The sequence below is a fragment of the Anabaena sp. CCY 0017 genome (assembly GCF_963920885.1).
Classification (GTDB): Bacteria; Cyanobacteriota; Cyanobacteriia; order Cyanobacteriales; family Nostocaceae; genus Nodularia.
In genome coordinates, this window is record NZ_CAWUDG010000021.1 from 64,716 (window position 1) to 79,094 (window position 14,379).

At 41.1% G+C, this 14,379-nt stretch carries 11 protein-coding genes, 1 tRNA gene and 2 pseudogenes; 7 read left to right on the plus strand and 7 right to left on the minus strand.

Annotated features, from left to right (window positions below; translation table 11 throughout):
* Positions 1-118 precede the first annotated feature (118 nt).
* Positions 119-1,039, plus strand: a complete 921-nt coding sequence (locus ACM0OW_RS20310; RefSeq protein ID WP_414551955.1) for an alpha/beta fold hydrolase — start codon at positions 119-121, stop codon at positions 1,037-1,039.
* 114 nt (positions 1,040-1,153) lie between these two features.
* Here ACM0OW_RS20310 and ACM0OW_RS20315 read toward each other — a convergent pair whose 3' ends face one another.
* The gene (locus ACM0OW_RS20315; RefSeq protein WP_414551956.1) at positions 1,154-2,272 is read right to left on the minus strand and encodes an alkene reductase; all 1,119 of its coding nucleotides are present in this window, start codon (positions 2,270-2,272) and stop codon (positions 1,154-1,156) included.
* Between the two features lie 383 nt (positions 2,273-2,655).
* On the opposite strand from ACM0OW_RS20315, the gene ACM0OW_RS20320 reads away from it, so the two are divergent.
* Positions 2,656-3,300, plus strand: a complete 645-nt coding sequence (locus tag ACM0OW_RS20320) for a hypothetical protein (protein ID WP_414551957.1) — start codon at positions 2,656-2,658, stop codon at positions 3,298-3,300.
* 171 nt (positions 3,301-3,471) lie between these two features.
* On the opposite strand, the gene ACM0OW_RS20325 is transcribed toward ACM0OW_RS20320, so the two are convergent.
* Positions 3,472-4,458, minus strand: a complete 987-nt coding sequence (locus tag ACM0OW_RS20325; protein ID WP_414551958.1) for a GntR family transcriptional regulator — start codon at positions 4,456-4,458, stop codon at positions 3,472-3,474.
* 210 nt (positions 4,459-4,668) lie between these two features.
* Between ACM0OW_RS20325 and ACM0OW_RS20330 the strand changes: the two genes are divergently transcribed.
* The 3 genes from ACM0OW_RS20330 (at position 4,669) to ACM0OW_RS20340 (ending at position 8,529) form a co-directional block, all read left to right on the plus strand.
* Positions 4,669-5,418, plus strand: coding sequence for a dienelactone hydrolase family protein (locus tag ACM0OW_RS20330; RefSeq protein ID WP_414551959.1), 750 nt, complete (start codon positions 4,669-4,671; stop codon positions 5,416-5,418).
* A gap of 280 nt (positions 5,419-5,698) precedes the next feature.
* A complete protein-coding gene (locus ACM0OW_RS20335) occupies positions 5,699-6,601 on the plus strand; it encodes a S1 RNA-binding domain-containing protein (protein WP_414551960.1) in 903 nt (300 codons plus the stop codon).
* A gap of 461 nt (positions 6,602-7,062) precedes the next feature.
* Positions 7,063-8,529, plus strand: coding sequence for a tetratricopeptide repeat protein (locus tag ACM0OW_RS20340; RefSeq protein ID WP_414551961.1), 1,467 nt, complete (start codon positions 7,063-7,065; stop codon positions 8,527-8,529).
* 53 nt (positions 8,530-8,582) lie between these two features.
* Here the strand turns inward: ACM0OW_RS20340 and ACM0OW_RS20345 are convergent.
* Positions 8,583-8,667 (minus strand) — tRNA-Ser (locus tag ACM0OW_RS20345).
* Between the two features lie 140 nt (positions 8,668-8,807).
* Positions 8,808-9,740: a TIGR04168 family protein gene (locus tag ACM0OW_RS20350; RefSeq protein WP_414551962.1), complete on the minus strand. Its 933-nt coding sequence runs from the start codon at positions 9,738-9,740 to the stop codon at positions 8,808-8,810.
* Between the two features lie 149 nt (positions 9,741-9,889).
* Between ACM0OW_RS20350 and nadA the strand changes: the two genes are divergently transcribed.
* Positions 9,890-10,864: a quinolinate synthase NadA gene (nadA, locus tag ACM0OW_RS20355; protein WP_414551964.1), complete on the plus strand. Its 975-nt coding sequence runs from the start codon at positions 9,890-9,892 to the stop codon at positions 10,862-10,864.
* A gap of 213 nt (positions 10,865-11,077) precedes the next feature.
* Here nadA and ACM0OW_RS20360 read toward each other — a convergent pair whose 3' ends face one another.
* The 3 genes and pseudogenes from ACM0OW_RS20360 to ACM0OW_RS20370 form a co-directional block, all read right to left on the minus strand.
* Positions 11,078-12,016 (minus strand): hypothetical protein, encoded by a 939-nt coding sequence (locus ACM0OW_RS20360; protein WP_414551963.1) that lies wholly within the window; start codon positions 12,014-12,016, stop codon positions 11,078-11,080.
* A gap of 608 nt (positions 12,017-12,624) precedes the next feature.
* Positions 12,625-12,951: a transposase gene (locus tag ACM0OW_RS20365; RefSeq protein WP_414551965.1), complete on the minus strand. Its 327-nt coding sequence runs from the start codon at positions 12,949-12,951 to the stop codon at positions 12,625-12,627.
* Between the two features lie 190 nt (positions 12,952-13,141).
* A pseudogene (locus ACM0OW_RS20370) lies at positions 13,142-13,300 on the minus strand (transposase); the annotation flags it as partial.
* 14 nt (positions 13,301-13,314) lie between these two features.
* Here ACM0OW_RS20370 and ACM0OW_RS20375 point away from each other — a divergent pair.
* Positions 13,315-13,571, plus strand: a pseudogene (locus tag ACM0OW_RS20375) (HNH endonuclease signature motif containing protein); the annotation flags it as partial.
* Positions 13,572-14,379: the final 808 nt, after the last annotated feature.

Sequence of the window (14,379 nt, forward strand, 5' to 3'; positions counted from 1 at the left end):
GTCATTGGTCATTTGGTCATTGACTTTTGACCCCTTCGGGGTTCGCCAGTTGCTCATGAGGGAAACCCCCAAGACCGCACTGGCTCACTTTTGACTTTTGACTTTTGACATGAGAAAAATGCCTTATATTTGTGTCCGTAGTGTTGAGCATTATTATGAATGGGTCAAAAAACCATCTGGTTCTTTGGTTAAGCCAGTAATGGTTTTTATTCATGGCTGGGCTGGTTCAGCTAGATACTGGAAAAGTACAGCTGATGCTTTGGTAGACCAATTTGATTGTTTACTCTACGATTTGCGGGGTTTTGGGCGTTCTCGTGGCAAACCTAACATAGCCGCAGCCAGTGCATCTGTTGTGGAGTCGAAATCAACACCAGAAAAATCAGAGGCAATTCAAGAGTTAACTTATGAATTGGAAGAGTATGCTGAGGATTTAGCAGCTTTGCTAGATGAATTGCAACTTCAGCGCATTTATATTAATGCTCATTCAATGGGTGCATCTATTGCGACATTATTTATCAACAGTTATCCCGAACGAGTAGAACAAGGGATTTTAACCTGTAGCGGTATTTTTGAGTACGACGAAAAAGCCTTCACTGCTTTTCATAAATTTGGAGGCTACGTAGTTAAATTTCGTCCTAAGTGGCTAGGGAAAATACCGTTGGTTGATAGAATATTTATGGCGAGATTTTTGCATAGCCCTATTCCCAGTTCCGAACGGCAGGCTTTTTTGCAAGATTTTCTCGAAGCCGACTATAATGCAGCCTTGGGTACAATTTATACTTCTGTCAGTAAAGCTCAAGCAGAATTAATGCCTCACGAGTTTGCCAAGCTGACAGTACCGACTTTGCTGGTGGCTGGTGAGTATGACCAGATTATTCCTGCCCAAATGGGTCGTCAAGCGGCAGCAAAGAGTGAAAACATTGAGTTTGCTATGATTCCTAATACATCGCATTTTCCCATGTTGGAAGATGCCTCAACTTACCTCATGCGGGTACAAGAGTTTTTACAGCTTAATGCACCGGAACCACAAGCTGGTTAACTTAATTTTAAAGCTGGTGTTATATAAGGAGAAGGATCACAAGGCTTTTGGGAGTGCCAATCACCAAGCTACAGCAACTTCTAAAATCGGCACTCCAAGATCATAACTTTACGCTTACTCTAAAAAAGGATAGTCAGTGTATCCTTTTTCTGTGCCTCCGTAAAAGGTACTGCGATCGTAGGGATTTAACGACGCATTCAGGGCAAAACGTTTCACAAGGTCAGGATTGGAAATATAGATGCGACCATAGGCAATTAGATCAGCTTCGCCCTTGGAGATGATTTGTTCGCCAATTTCACGGTTTAATCCGCCAGCCGCAATAATTTTGCTGTTAAACAGGGGACGGAAAAAACCAGCAGTGAGGTCGCTACTGAGATGTTCTAGGGTATCTTGGCTCGCATTGAGGCGGGGTTCGATCAGGTGCAGGTAGGCTAAGTTAAATTTATTGAGTTCCTGCACAACATAGCTGAAGAGGGTCTTGGGGTCTGAGTCGCCCATGTCGTTAAAACTGCCGGAAGGAGATAATCGCAAACCAACGCGATAGCGAAGCGCTCCGTAGGAATCACCACCCCAGACTTCAGTTACGGCTTCCAGAACTTCCATCAAAAAGCGCGATCGATTTTCTACTGAGCCGCCATAGGCATCGGTGCGGTGGTTGGTGCAGTCTTGCAAAAATTGATCAATCAGATAACCATTTGCGCCATGTACTTCAACGCCGTCAAAGCCTGCTTCGAGGGCATTTTTCGCACCTTGACGATATTGCTCAATCACGCTGGGGATTTCTTCGAGTTCAAGGGCGCGGGGCGCGACGTAGGGTTTCATGCCTTCGTAGGTTCCCACTTCTCCTGTTGGGGCGATCGCGCTAGGGGCAACGGGTAATTCACCATTTGGCTGAAAATCAGGATGGGAAATGCGCCCAACGTGCCAGAGTTGCAAAAAAATGCGACCACCTTTGTCGTGAACCGCTTGGGTAGCTTTTTTCCAGCCAGCAATCTGTTCAGCAGAATGGATGCCGGGGGTATTGGGATAACCTTGTCCTTGGGGACAGACTTGGGTTGCTTCGGAAATAATCAGTCCAGCGGTTGCCCGTTGTGCATAGTAGGTGGCATGGAGTTCGTAGGGAACGTTGCCAGGCGCAGCACGACAGCGAGTCAAGGGAGCCATCACCAGACGATTCGGTAAGGTGTAAGTACCGAGTTGTACAGGGGTTAATAATTGCAGCGTGTTATCCATAAGTCTAACTGGAATCGTTTTTAAGTAACTAGGATAATCTATATCAAAAATGATGCGACGATGACTGGCAAGTTGAAGATTATGAGATTGAAGATATTAAAAAAACAGTTTTTGGTGGACGTGAAGCCCAAGAAATTGCATGAATAAGGTTGGTGCAGTTTGCTATCTTGCTCTTTTGGATAATATACAGAAAAATTCTGTATAATACTTAGATATTGACGATATCCAGAAAATTTCTGGATATTATGCTTAAAATGCCTGTAATCCTTACCCTAACTAAACCGTTTAGGGTGATATACGGAAAGTTTCCACATAATAAATAGTTAGACTTACCTATGAAAAATGGAGATTTTTCTGAAAAAATTTGAATGTTGAGGTAAGTTTTGAGTATATTTCCTGCCAGAAGACCAGAATGGCTTCTTGAACAACTTGCAGATCCCTTCGAGATATTTCCTATCCAGGGGGTAGCAGATACGATAGCAGACGCAGTTGATCAAGCTGAGATGCAAATGAGCAACTACGGTGGGTGGGCTGCCAGGAAGTATTGGACAGCTGAAACAGCACATTATAATGATGAAGTAGGACTATTAATCGGCTCTATTTTTGTGCTTGGTCAAGCCGCAATTACACGAACTCTATCAATACTATCGGAGTTACAAAACGATGGACGTGCGGAAGGTTTGAGACACTTGAACAAGCTTGAAAAAATGTCAACTCATTCACAGACTGACCCATCAGTTAACCTTAGTAAGATAGTAATTATAGATACTGCGGCCAACTACTTTAAGCACGTATATGAGTGGCCTGAAAACTGGGATGAAACTTTAGCTAAACCAAACCAAAAAAAAACAATATCCACAGCGATCAAGATCGGTATGCGTCCAGGTAGCCTAACAGATAATTTACTTCAGGCGCACCGATGTCTCAGCGTTGCCCCAATTGAAGCCAGAGTGATTCCAAACATTATTCAAGATTGGAGGGAATGCTGGGCAGAGAAACTGTATCTAGCATTTGGGTACAATCGCTAAACTCAAACCGCAATTGGTGACGACCTTCCGGAACTGACAACCTAGACTCAACATGATAGTGCGATCGCCTTCGCGTAGCGTGTGCTGCCTCGCACTCAGCGCTCCGCAGTAATCGCCCCATAGCGTCTGGTAAGAGAACTTTGATCAGGATAATTGATTTTTGGAAAATCCCTAACTCAAACCCAGTTCGCGTTTTAACAAATTAATCGAATTAGCCCCAATGTAATTTTCCACCTTAATCAGTTTAGGTGGACGAATAATATCTTCAAGAGATGCTTGTACTGCTGCGTGTACGGTGGGAAAACTGGCTTGATCGCTGATAATTATTTCCGCCCGCTTGACGATCGCTTGAATTTTGTACGCGTCTTTTGGTTGTGATGTCATAATCAATAGTTCATCTCCTCGTAAACCGTGAAGAATTACTTCTGCGGCACGGGCAATTCCTGAACTTAGACTAACTATGCCTACACAATTCTGCTTTGGCAGGGTTCTCAATAGGTCGAGTTCTTTGCTGTAGTCGTAGATATCTAGCGGAATCACACGTACAGATTTCGGTGCAGCGATCGCTTCCACATCACTAATGAAATAACGGCTTGTCACCACTGTTGCCGAATTAGTTTTATCTAGCACGGCAGTTAATTCTTCCATCGCTACCAATTGCACAGGTATGTTTAGAGACATTTCTAACTCATACACCATCAATTCACCCGCACCCATGTCATGAGAGGGAACTGCAACCAGCACTTGGGCGCTACAGCGTAAGCGCCAGTCAATTTCACCTAAAAATAGCTCCCGTGCTTGACTGAGTGAATAGCCTTGAGCTAGCATCTCATCCAGTGCTTTTTGTACCAGTTTGTAGGCATCTTCGGTTTGTTTTTTGACGATGGGAGATTTTAGCTTGCTACCACCTTCATGCCCTTGGGTACGCACATAAATTCCTGAACCAGCCAGACTTTCCACAAACCCGTCTTCTTCCAACTGGCGGTAAACTTTGCTAATGGTATTGCGGTGTAACCCAGTGTGCATCGCTAATGCCCTGGTGCTGGGCAATTTGTATCCAGGTGGATATTGTCGGCAAGCGATCGCAAACCGAATTTGATTAAATAGCTGGTTAGAAGCAGGAATTTCACTGTCTGGCTGAATACGGAATTGAATCATTACCAAACCTATTGATATGAGTAGATGTAAGTAACTCGGTGCATTTATGACATATTAGATATCTTATATACAGATGGAATTTTTTAGAGAGAAATTTGTCATCTGCTTACTTTTGCTAATTAATAACTTTGATGGGAAATAGCCAGAGTGACTGGCATAGTTAGATCAAATCATCACATACCTGATGACACAGCCCTAATAAAAATTTTTATGCCAGAGCAAACAATAGATACCACAACTGTCCAACTTTCGCAAGATAATCTCCAAATATCGGCTTATTTGGCACAACCACAAGCACCTGGTTCTTATCCAGGAGTTGTAGTATTACAAGAAATATTTGGTGTTAATGTACACATTCGGGAAGTTACAGAACGAATTGCTCAACAAGGATATATTGCGATCGCCCCGGCACTTTTTCAACGTCAAGCCCCTGGTTTTGAAACAGGCTACACCCCGGAAGATATGGAAATTGGTAGAGAATATGCTTGGAAACAAACTCAAGCATCAGAGTTACTGAGTGATATTCAATCAGCCATTGACTATCTCAAAACTTTACCCCAGGTGAAACCAGATAGCTTTGGGTGTATTGGCTTTTGTTTTGGTGGTCATGTAGCATATTTAGCTGCAACTCTACCAGATATCAAAGCTACTGCTTCCTTCTACGGTGCTGGCATTACTACTCGCACACCAGGAGGTGGCGCACCCACTATCAGCCTTACCCAAGATATCAAAGGAACCATATATACTTTCTTTGGTATGGAAGATGCCAGCATCCCGACCGAACAGGTGGATCAAATCGCCGCAGAATTAGAAAAATACCAAATTTCCCATCGTGTGTTTCGCTACGATGGAGCTAACCACGGATTTTTTTGTGACCATCGCGCCAGCTATAATCCTAAAGCCGCAGCTGATGCTTGGGAGCAGGTGAAACAACTTTTTGGCAGTGTGTTAGGAGCCTAGACCGCAGGGCGGAAGTCAAAAGTCAAAAGTCAAAAGTCAAAAAGCTTATTCTATAGGATTTTCATTGACTTGGAATGGTTGGTTTATTACGCCGTGCTGTACTGAAAAGAAAAATACTGTGAAGTTTCCAAATTGGAGATTATTCACGATATTTTAGGTGACTTTGCCTACCAAATAATCAGGGAATAATTACCTAACACTCCTACTAGGTCGCAATTTGTTAGGCGTTTAGTAAAACTCCAGTGGCATCATATCAAATAATAATTTATCTTCAATTGTCATGAACTCCGAATCGAAACTTTCTCAACCTGCCAATTCGTCTTTTACGATGGACGATTTTGCCAAAGCACTAGAAGTACACGACTACCAGTTTCAAAAGGGACAAGTTGTACGTGGGAAAGTCTTTCAACTTGACCCCAATGGAGCTTATGTAGATATTGGTGGTAAGTCATCCGCTTTTCTCCCCCGTGATGAGGCTTCTTTGAGAGCAGTTACCGATTTATCGGAGGTGCTGCCATTGCAAGAGGAACTGGAGTTTGTGATCATCCGAGATCAGGATGCAGAAGGTCAAGTCACCCTTTCGCGCAAGCAGTTGGAAATTCAGCAAATCTGGGAACGACTGGTTCAAATGAACGAAGGTGGCCAGACGGTGCAAGTCAGGGTAACGGGTGTGAATAAAGGTGGTGTTACCGTTGATCTGCTTTCATTGCGAGGATTTATTCCGCGATCGCATTTAGCAGAGCGTGATAACTTAGAAGCACTTAAAGGTCAAAATTTGACTGTAGCTTTTTTAGAAATTAATCGTAATACCAACAAACTGATACTTTCCCAGCGCTTGGCAACTCGTTCTAGCAGCTTCAGCTTATTAGCACTCAATCAGCTTGTAGAAGGTAGAGTTACTGGCATTAAACCTTTTGGAGTATTTGTAGATTTAGAAGGTCTCAGTGCGTTGCTACATATTAAGCAAGTCAGCCAAAAATTCATTGACTCTCTCGAAAAAGTCTTTCAAATTGGTCAAACAATTAAAGCTGTAATTATTGACTTAGATGAAGGTAAAGGTCGCGTGGCTATTTCTACGAGAGTTTTGGAAAACTTCCCTGGTGAAATACTAGAGAATTTCGATGAAGTCATGGCTTCAGCCGAGGCGCGTGCTAATCGAGCTAGTAATAAAGCTGCTGAATAGAATCTAATTTTCACGCCAATTCTTTGCGCCTAACGTACTTCGCTGTGCTGGTGCGTTTTGGCGTGGGATGTTATTTTTAAGCCCATTTCGTTATTTTCAGCTTTAGCTAACACTTGTAAATGTGCGTATAACTGCTCAGGTTTATTGAAGGACTGAAGGGTAATAATTAATTGACTAACTATAACAAGATTGTACTTAGGGTAGAAAGGGAAGAGGCGATCGCTTGTTAATTTTCTCTGTATATCCCGAAATATTAAGATGATTTTTTAGTTTTTTGCTAATTTAAACCGAGTTTATACTTGATTTAAGCAAGATTGCTTAAATTGCGTTTATCAATAGATGTTTAACTAATTCCGAGTTTTTACAAATGTACAATAACAAGTTTACCAATCATACTGAGAGAATAAACACATATTCTCAAAAGTTATTTGAGCTTACATAGTAATGAATTGGAGGAATAGATGAGTTTAGAAGAATTTGTTTTCGATACTGCTGCCAATATTGCTGCTGATATAGCCGAAGAATCTGTATTAAATGATTTTACTGCAAAAAACAAAGTAGGGGCTGTAGCAGGTGGAGTGGGAGCATTGTATGCAATAGGTGCTTTGGGTTTGACTGGACCGATTGCTATACCTATAGCTATAGCTGGAGGAGTTTTAGTTGGTACAAGAGGAGAGTCTTCAGTTAAAAATACAGCAAGAAGGATAAGTTCTATAGTTCAAAGTTTAGCATCTGGCTTAGGTTCCGTTGTTGGTCATGGAACCAAGGGAATAACAGAAGGAGTTTTAGGATTTATCGATATATTCAAAAGCGATGAAGATTTTCTGAAACGAGGCTTGGAAAAATTAAAAAATAAACACTATGCAGAAGCCATTGAAGATTTTTCTAAAGTAATCGAACTAAATCCTCAATATGCTGAAGCATATTTTTTAAGGGGTTGCATTTATTCTGATACTTTTAAATATCAAGCAGCTATTAATGATTTTTCCAAAGTAATAGCAATTGATCCTCAATATGATGAAGCATATTTTTTAAGGGGCTGTAATCGCTCTGATCTTCGTGATTATCAAGGAGCTATTGATGATTATACAAAGACAATCGCAATTAATCCTGAGCATATTGAGTCTTACTCTAATAGAGGACATCTTTTAGCCGCAGGAAAAAAATATACTGAAGCTATTTTTGATTATACAAAAAGCATTTTACTCGATTCAAATAACAAGGATATTTATGAAAAACGAGGGAGGATATATATTGAAATTAAAGACTACAAAAATGGTTTAGCTGACTATACTCAAGTAATTAAGTTGGATCAACGCAATTTTAATGCTTATTTTATTAGAGGCTGCATTCTTTTTGATGTAAATGATTATAAAGGAGCGATAAAAGATTTTACTTACATCATAGAACATAACTATAATATAGCCGATGCGTACTTGCAGCGAGCTAACGCTTATTTAGCAAATAAAAATTATCAAGAAGCAATTTCAGATTTCAACCAGGTTATGAATACTCGCCCAAATGATGTTTCTGTTTTACTAAGCCGGGCTAGAGTTCTTGTCACTATTAAAGATTATAACGGTGCTATTACAGACTATAATCTAGCTATTGAAAATCAAGCTGAATGTGTTGATGCTTATTTCCAAAGAGGTAATACCCATACTCTAAAAAAAGACTTCAGAAGAGCAATTAAAGACTATAATAAAGTTATCGAAATTGACTCAAATTATGCTCTTGCCTATGTGAAACGCGGTTACATCCGTAAAGTACAAGGCAAAATTAAAGAGGCAATAGAAGATTTAAAATTAGCAATTAATATTTTTTATAAAACATCAATGCTAACTGAAGTTAAAAATCTTCAGCAAGTAATTAGAACTTGGGAAAATGAAATTAAAAACACTCCTTGGTGGAAAACTCGTGTTTTTTAAATCCAGTTTTCAATAAAAATTACCTAATTTAAATTGAGTTTTATGAATTTCAACGGAGAGGGGGAGATTCGAACTCCCGGAGGTTTTAGCCTCATCCGATTTCAAGTCGGACGCAATCGACCACTCTGCCACCTCTCCAATAAAACTGTCGAGCTTTTAAAAAACCTATGACAATACAGCAGTATAGCGCTTTTGCCGAAGATTAACAAGCTGACAGATCATACTATATCTCATCATCTACACAAATTGCACGACTGAAGGCAAATATCTAAGAGAGACTAAGCGAAAGCCTCCGGCACGCTACGTGATCGCTCATACAAAATTTCCTCTGAATTCACCTGAAAATCATGGTTTATCCAAACTTGGGAGACTTGGGAAACCTCACCCGCTTCTAAGGAAACAATCGAAAAAGTACGCAGTTTCTCGCCCTGATTTTCCAAAATCCTGGGTACAGTTGCCGCATTTAAGTAAATTGTCCCCTCTGGACTTTTAAATACAGCTTGGCGCTGCACTTTTTTAGTGTGTCTGAGGGTGCGGTGCATATGACCAAATGCCACCAGAGGAATGGTTTTACCAGCCGTGAGAGCCTGAGAAATCGACGCAGCTAGGTCTGGGTCGCCAAAGTCACCACCGATGGGATGCCAATCCTTACCGCAGGGATCTTCGGGGCGATCGCCTAAACCACTAGGGCCATTGTGACCTAGAAAAATAATCGTTTCATGAGCAGCGCTGTTTACAGCTTTAACAATGCGGTCGGCTGATTCTTCTAGATTCGTCACACCATAACGTTCTTGCAAGATATTCGCAAATTTCCACTCTGGACCACCCCAAGTAAAGGGACGACCCCCGACCACAGTTAAATTCCACGCCGGAAAATCGAGCTTACCGTAACCGACATGGGCAGTTCCTAATAAATCGAGTTGTTCTTGTACCCAATCTGACTTAGAACGGTCATAAGGACATTTCCTGCGTCCCCATTCCGTGGCAGTGTACCAGGCATCGTGGTTTCCCATCACTGCTGCCTTGGGAATGTCGATAGAAGCGATCGCTCTGACCACATCCACCGATTCATTACCAAAATCGCCCACAAACAGCACCAAGTCCACACCCAGATACTTGAGTGCCATGCCATCTTCTAATTCCCATTGGTCGTGAACATCTCCAACTACAGCAATTTTCAGGGTTATTGATTTCGTTTTATGACTGGTCATGCCACTTTCCTTGCCTTCTATCTCCAGGATATGAAACTCAGAGGAATTTGGACACAAATGAGGGGACATCGACCGTCTACTATTTTTGGTAAAAACTACTATAATTGAATCCACAGGACAACAACTTGCAACTTAAAGCACCCCTAACTGTGTTTACCACTGCACTACCTCAACCCAACCTAACCCAACCGGGTGGACTACCGCTAGATTTGTTTACTGCCATTGAGACTCTCAAAAAAGAACTCAACGCCGTAATTTTGGCGCATTATTATCAAGAACCGGATATTCAGGATATCGCCGATTTTATTGGGGATTCATTACAATTGGCCAAAGCCGCAGCCCAGACCAATGCAGATGTGATTGTCTTCGCTGGTGTTCACTTCATGGCAGAGACAGCAAAGATCCTGAATCCTGATAAATTGGTGCTTTTACCAGATTTAGATGCTGGTTGTTCTTTAGCAGACAGTTGTCCACCAGAAGCCTTTGCCGCTTTTAAAGCAGCCCATCCAGATCATTTGGTAATTTCATACATCAACTGCTCGGCCCAGATTAAAGCCATGAGCGATATCATCTGCACCAGTTCCAACGCTGTCAAGATTGTGCAACAAATACCACCCACACAGCCGATTATTTTTGCCCCGGATCGAAACTTGGGAAGGTATGTGATGGAACAAACTGGCCGAGATTTGCTGCTATGGCAAGGTAGCTGTATTGTCCATGAAACTTTTTCTGAAAAGAAAATTGTCCAGTTAAAAATTACTCACCCAGAAGCAGAGGCGATCGCTCACCCGGAATGTGAAAGTAGTGTATTGCGTCATGCCAGTTTTATCGGCTCAACAGCCGCTTTACTCACATACTGTCAAAATAGCCCTACAAAAGAATTTATCGTGGCTACAGAGCCAGGGATCATTCACCAAATGCAAAAACTGGCTCCCGATAAACTCTTTATTCCTGCCCCACCATTGAATAACTGTGCTTGCAACGAGTGTCCATTTATGCGGTTAAATACGCTGGAAAAATTATATTTAGCCATGAAAAATCGCACTCCTGAAATCACCATGTCAGAGGATATCCGCCTAGCGGCGCTGCGACCAATGCAACGAATGTTAGAGATGAGTGTTTAGTTAGGTTCAGTTTTAATAATTTGTAGAGGCGTGAAATTTTCCGTCTCTACACAATCTGATTTAATTAGAGATTATCAAATCCAGTAAAACGCCAATTTTTTTAGGCTGAGTTGAGCAAAGCCAAACCCAACTAAGCACCGTGTTTAACTTACACACGACTGAACTCACCTCACTCCATAATTCCCCTGATTAACATATAGTCCACCCCAGAAACTAATATTGAGTTTTCTCCGCTTCTTCTTGTGCTATGTCACTATATTGCTTGTATAGTTGAGTGCGAATTTTAGCTTCTTGATAGCGGCTGTGGTCGGGTGGTACCATATTCATTAAATCTGAAGCTCGTTGCCACTGAGCAGCTAATTCTAACCACTGAGTTGAGGTTGTAGCTATTTTACCTCCCGCCGAGGCTTGGTTGGCAATTCGTACAGCTTCTAAAAATGGTTCATCAGCAGGAATAGAAACATTATAATTAGCAGCACGGGGTAAGGATTCCGCTTTACTTTCATCACCATTTGCTGTAATTAAAGAGTTCGGAATGTTTAGTTGTACAACGTTTGTCAGTTGATCGCCTAACTGGGCATAAACAACCCAAGCAAGCAATAAAAGCGAACATAAACTAGTTGCTGCTAGTATCCTTTTTTTAGATGAATTTTTAACACGTACTGAAGGACGAGAAAATTTAGTCTTAGGTAAATTGATTTTAACTTGAGATTGCGCTTCTTGAAAATCTGCAATTAGCTGTTTGAAGACATGAGGCTGAGTTAGTGTAATTTCCTGTGACCATAGTAATTGATGATCGCGATCGCGATAAATTTCCGTCAGCCATAGTAATTGCTGTTCCCGAACAATTCGACTATTGATATTAACTCGACGAATATTACGCGGTGTGATAGAGTTCAGGATTTGCTGGATTTGTTCTACTAGACTAGATTGGTCAAGTTGTTCTTCCCTAGCCGCCTCACACAGAAGTTGTAAAACACCATCAGCAAAAATAGCTCTGGTTCTCACTCCGGATTTAGCCAGTTTTTCGTTCAACAATTGAATAATAGCAGCTACACTACCTTGGTGAGCTTGCCAAGCGATATCATTTATCCGATCTACCATTTGAGATTTAGTTATAACTCTCGCACCCTGACTTATTAACTGACTCATTAATTTAGGGAATTTATCGTCCCACTTTTTACTTTGTCTTCGATTTTACGAGTAAAAATATAACTTGCCAAATAAAATCATAAAAATTAAGCCTTTTTATCGGTTTATTCGCAGTATCTCTCACCATTGCGAAAGTTCATGCATGAGTATGAGCTACTACTTAGTAGCATAATATATTATCACTTTTAGCGATAGCGTAAAGCCCTGACGTGCATAGCTGCAATTACCTGGGAGCGTGTGCTTTTAACTCAGCGCTGCTGCCAAGCACATTGCTTGTAGTTAGTTATACTGACGGAAGTATCTGACGGGGTGACAAAAACCTTGGAATTACATACGCAGCAAGGGTTTTGAAGGTTTGCGCCTTGAAAAAGTAAACATCATTTTCTGGCTTTATTGATTCTATTGTCAATAACTAAACCCCACAAGTCTAATTTTTATGTTGGAATAGGTTCCCCATTTGTTTTAATCTTTTCAAGGCTGACTCTTTCATAATCCTTATTCGATAAGGGTTTGAGCCTAAGTTGTCACCCCTTCAGCGGAAGTATAGGAACTTTATGTAATGTGAAATTTGCCAAAAACTTTAGTAATATAACGTGAGTTCGACGGAACTAAAACAGGGCAGGAGGTAGAGCAGGCAAATCTTTTGGGTAAATGTCAATGGAAGGTTTTTTAGGTAAATAGGTATAAGCAGCTAAACCAGCCACCAAATTCACCAAAAAGTTAAATAGACTACGATGTCTGGAGTATTCTATTTGACAGATATTTTTGAGATGTTCATTGACTGACTCAATGACTACTCGTTTGCGTAAGAGAATTTTATCAATCAGTTTGACCAAACGGTTTTTCATTTTTTTCTTAGATTTTGTAATTAATTCCAACCCCCGCTCATACAACTGTTCAAAGAGTTTTTGAGAGATACAGCAGGTTGCAGGTATATCCTATTTTTTCAAACTATTCCCTAGCAAGCTTTTCAGGCTTTCCTCTCCGTCGAACTCACGTTAACTTAGCTTATGTAGTAGCAATTAGAAGTAATCATAGGAGAGTGCGGGATGCGGGAAACTCAGTGTCTTTAGACCTGAGAGGGAAGCGGCACGAGCGACTTTAGTCGCCTTAGTCTTCTCTATATTAATTCGTTCCGTGGTGCGGATCTTCTATATATTTTCTAATCGTTTCGCTGCTAACATTTCCCGCAGTTGATACAAAATAATTATTTGTCCATAAACTTGGTAGTTTTAGTAATTCAGGAAACTCTTTCCTTAATGTATGGCTAGAACGACCCTTGAAAGAAAAGATAGCGCAAACATGGGAACAAAAAAGGTGAAAAATCACCCTACGACGGAGATTTAACTTATTGGAGCGAACGCAACAGTAAGTTATATGACAATAACACCTCTAAAGCCCTTAATGTGGGCATTGTGGATTAAAAATGCTTAGTGACGAGAAGGTACATTTACATCATATAGATGGAAACCACCAAAACTGGAAAACTAAAAACCTTCTAGCCATTCACGAAAGCTGCCACGATTATATTCACATGAGCAAAAGTGAAAGCTAAGAACATCGGAAGCTGGGTGCGGTGAAAGTGTGCGCCGTGGTACGCACTGATTGAATTGCCAACACAGTTGGCTGGAGTTCAGGGTAACTGACTCCAACGCGAACAACTAACCTAGACCCGAAAGGGCGAGGGGACAAGAGCATGTTCGTAAAGCGGAAAGTAACAGAAAACGTGTATGTTACGGTTCTGCAACGCCTGAACGATATGGTTAAAGCGTTTACTGCCTTAATCCCAATGTCCAGTGTTGGAACTGCACATCCTTCGGTAGCACGTTTGTACACCGATGTTATCGGTAGCCATAAATTAGACTTTTGTTTATGGTACGCCCTGACCGATAAACGATGAGTAATGAACTCATTCAAGGATATGAGTGGGAACCTAAGTCGTTCTTTATACGTTCAAACGTTTCTATCTCCAACGTTGGATGATAATTATTTGTCAAAAAATGATGCTTCGACACAAGTTCTCCATTTAAGTAACAGAATTTTCTCTGATTTTTTTTCAAAATGAGAATTGCTGCTAATTAACAGAGAGGTGCGCGGGATAATACCCGCCTTCGACTCTATCAAGCAGTCTGGTTGCCAGTCAATCAGAGGGTTAGGTCATTAGTTGAATTATGGGTAATTCACAGAATAGAACATGATATGAGTCGGTTCGTTAAAACCTTTCACACTGAAGTTCAAATTAACAAATAAAAACAACATAAACGAAAACCCCCTAGCAATGATGAAAGCTAAGGGGTTTTCTGGAAATATAAACCTGGCATCGAGCTATTTTTGCGTAGGGCTACCCCTAGACTATCGTCGCC

Bases quoted from the DNA above. Each gene is read 5' to 3' on its own strand.
- ACM0OW_RS20310 (WP_414551955.1), top strand. From the start codon at position 119: ATGCCTTATATTTGTGTCCGTAGTGTTGAGCATTATTATGAATGGGTC.
- ACM0OW_RS20315 (WP_414551956.1), bottom strand. From the start codon at position 2,272: ATGGATAACACGCTGCAATTATTAACCCCTGTACAACTCGGTACTTAC.
- ACM0OW_RS20325 (WP_414551958.1), bottom strand. From the start codon at position 4,458: ATGATTCAATTCCGTATTCAGCCAGACAGTGAAATTCCTGCTTCTAAC.
- ACM0OW_RS20330 (WP_414551959.1), top strand. From the start codon at position 4,669: ATGCCAGAGCAAACAATAGATACCACAACTGTCCAACTTTCGCAAGAT.
- ACM0OW_RS20335 (WP_414551960.1), top strand. From the start codon at position 5,699: ATGAACTCCGAATCGAAACTTTCTCAACCTGCCAATTCGTCTTTTACG.
- ACM0OW_RS20340 (WP_414551961.1), top strand. From the start codon at position 7,063: ATGAGTTTAGAAGAATTTGTTTTCGATACTGCTGCCAATATTGCTGCT.
- ACM0OW_RS20350 (WP_414551962.1), bottom strand. From the start codon at position 9,740: ATGACCAGTCATAAAACGAAATCAATAACCCTGAAAATTGCTGTAGTT.
- ACM0OW_RS20360 (WP_414551963.1), bottom strand. From the start codon at position 12,016: ATGAGTCAGTTAATAAGTCAGGGTGCGAGAGTTATAACTAAATCTCAA.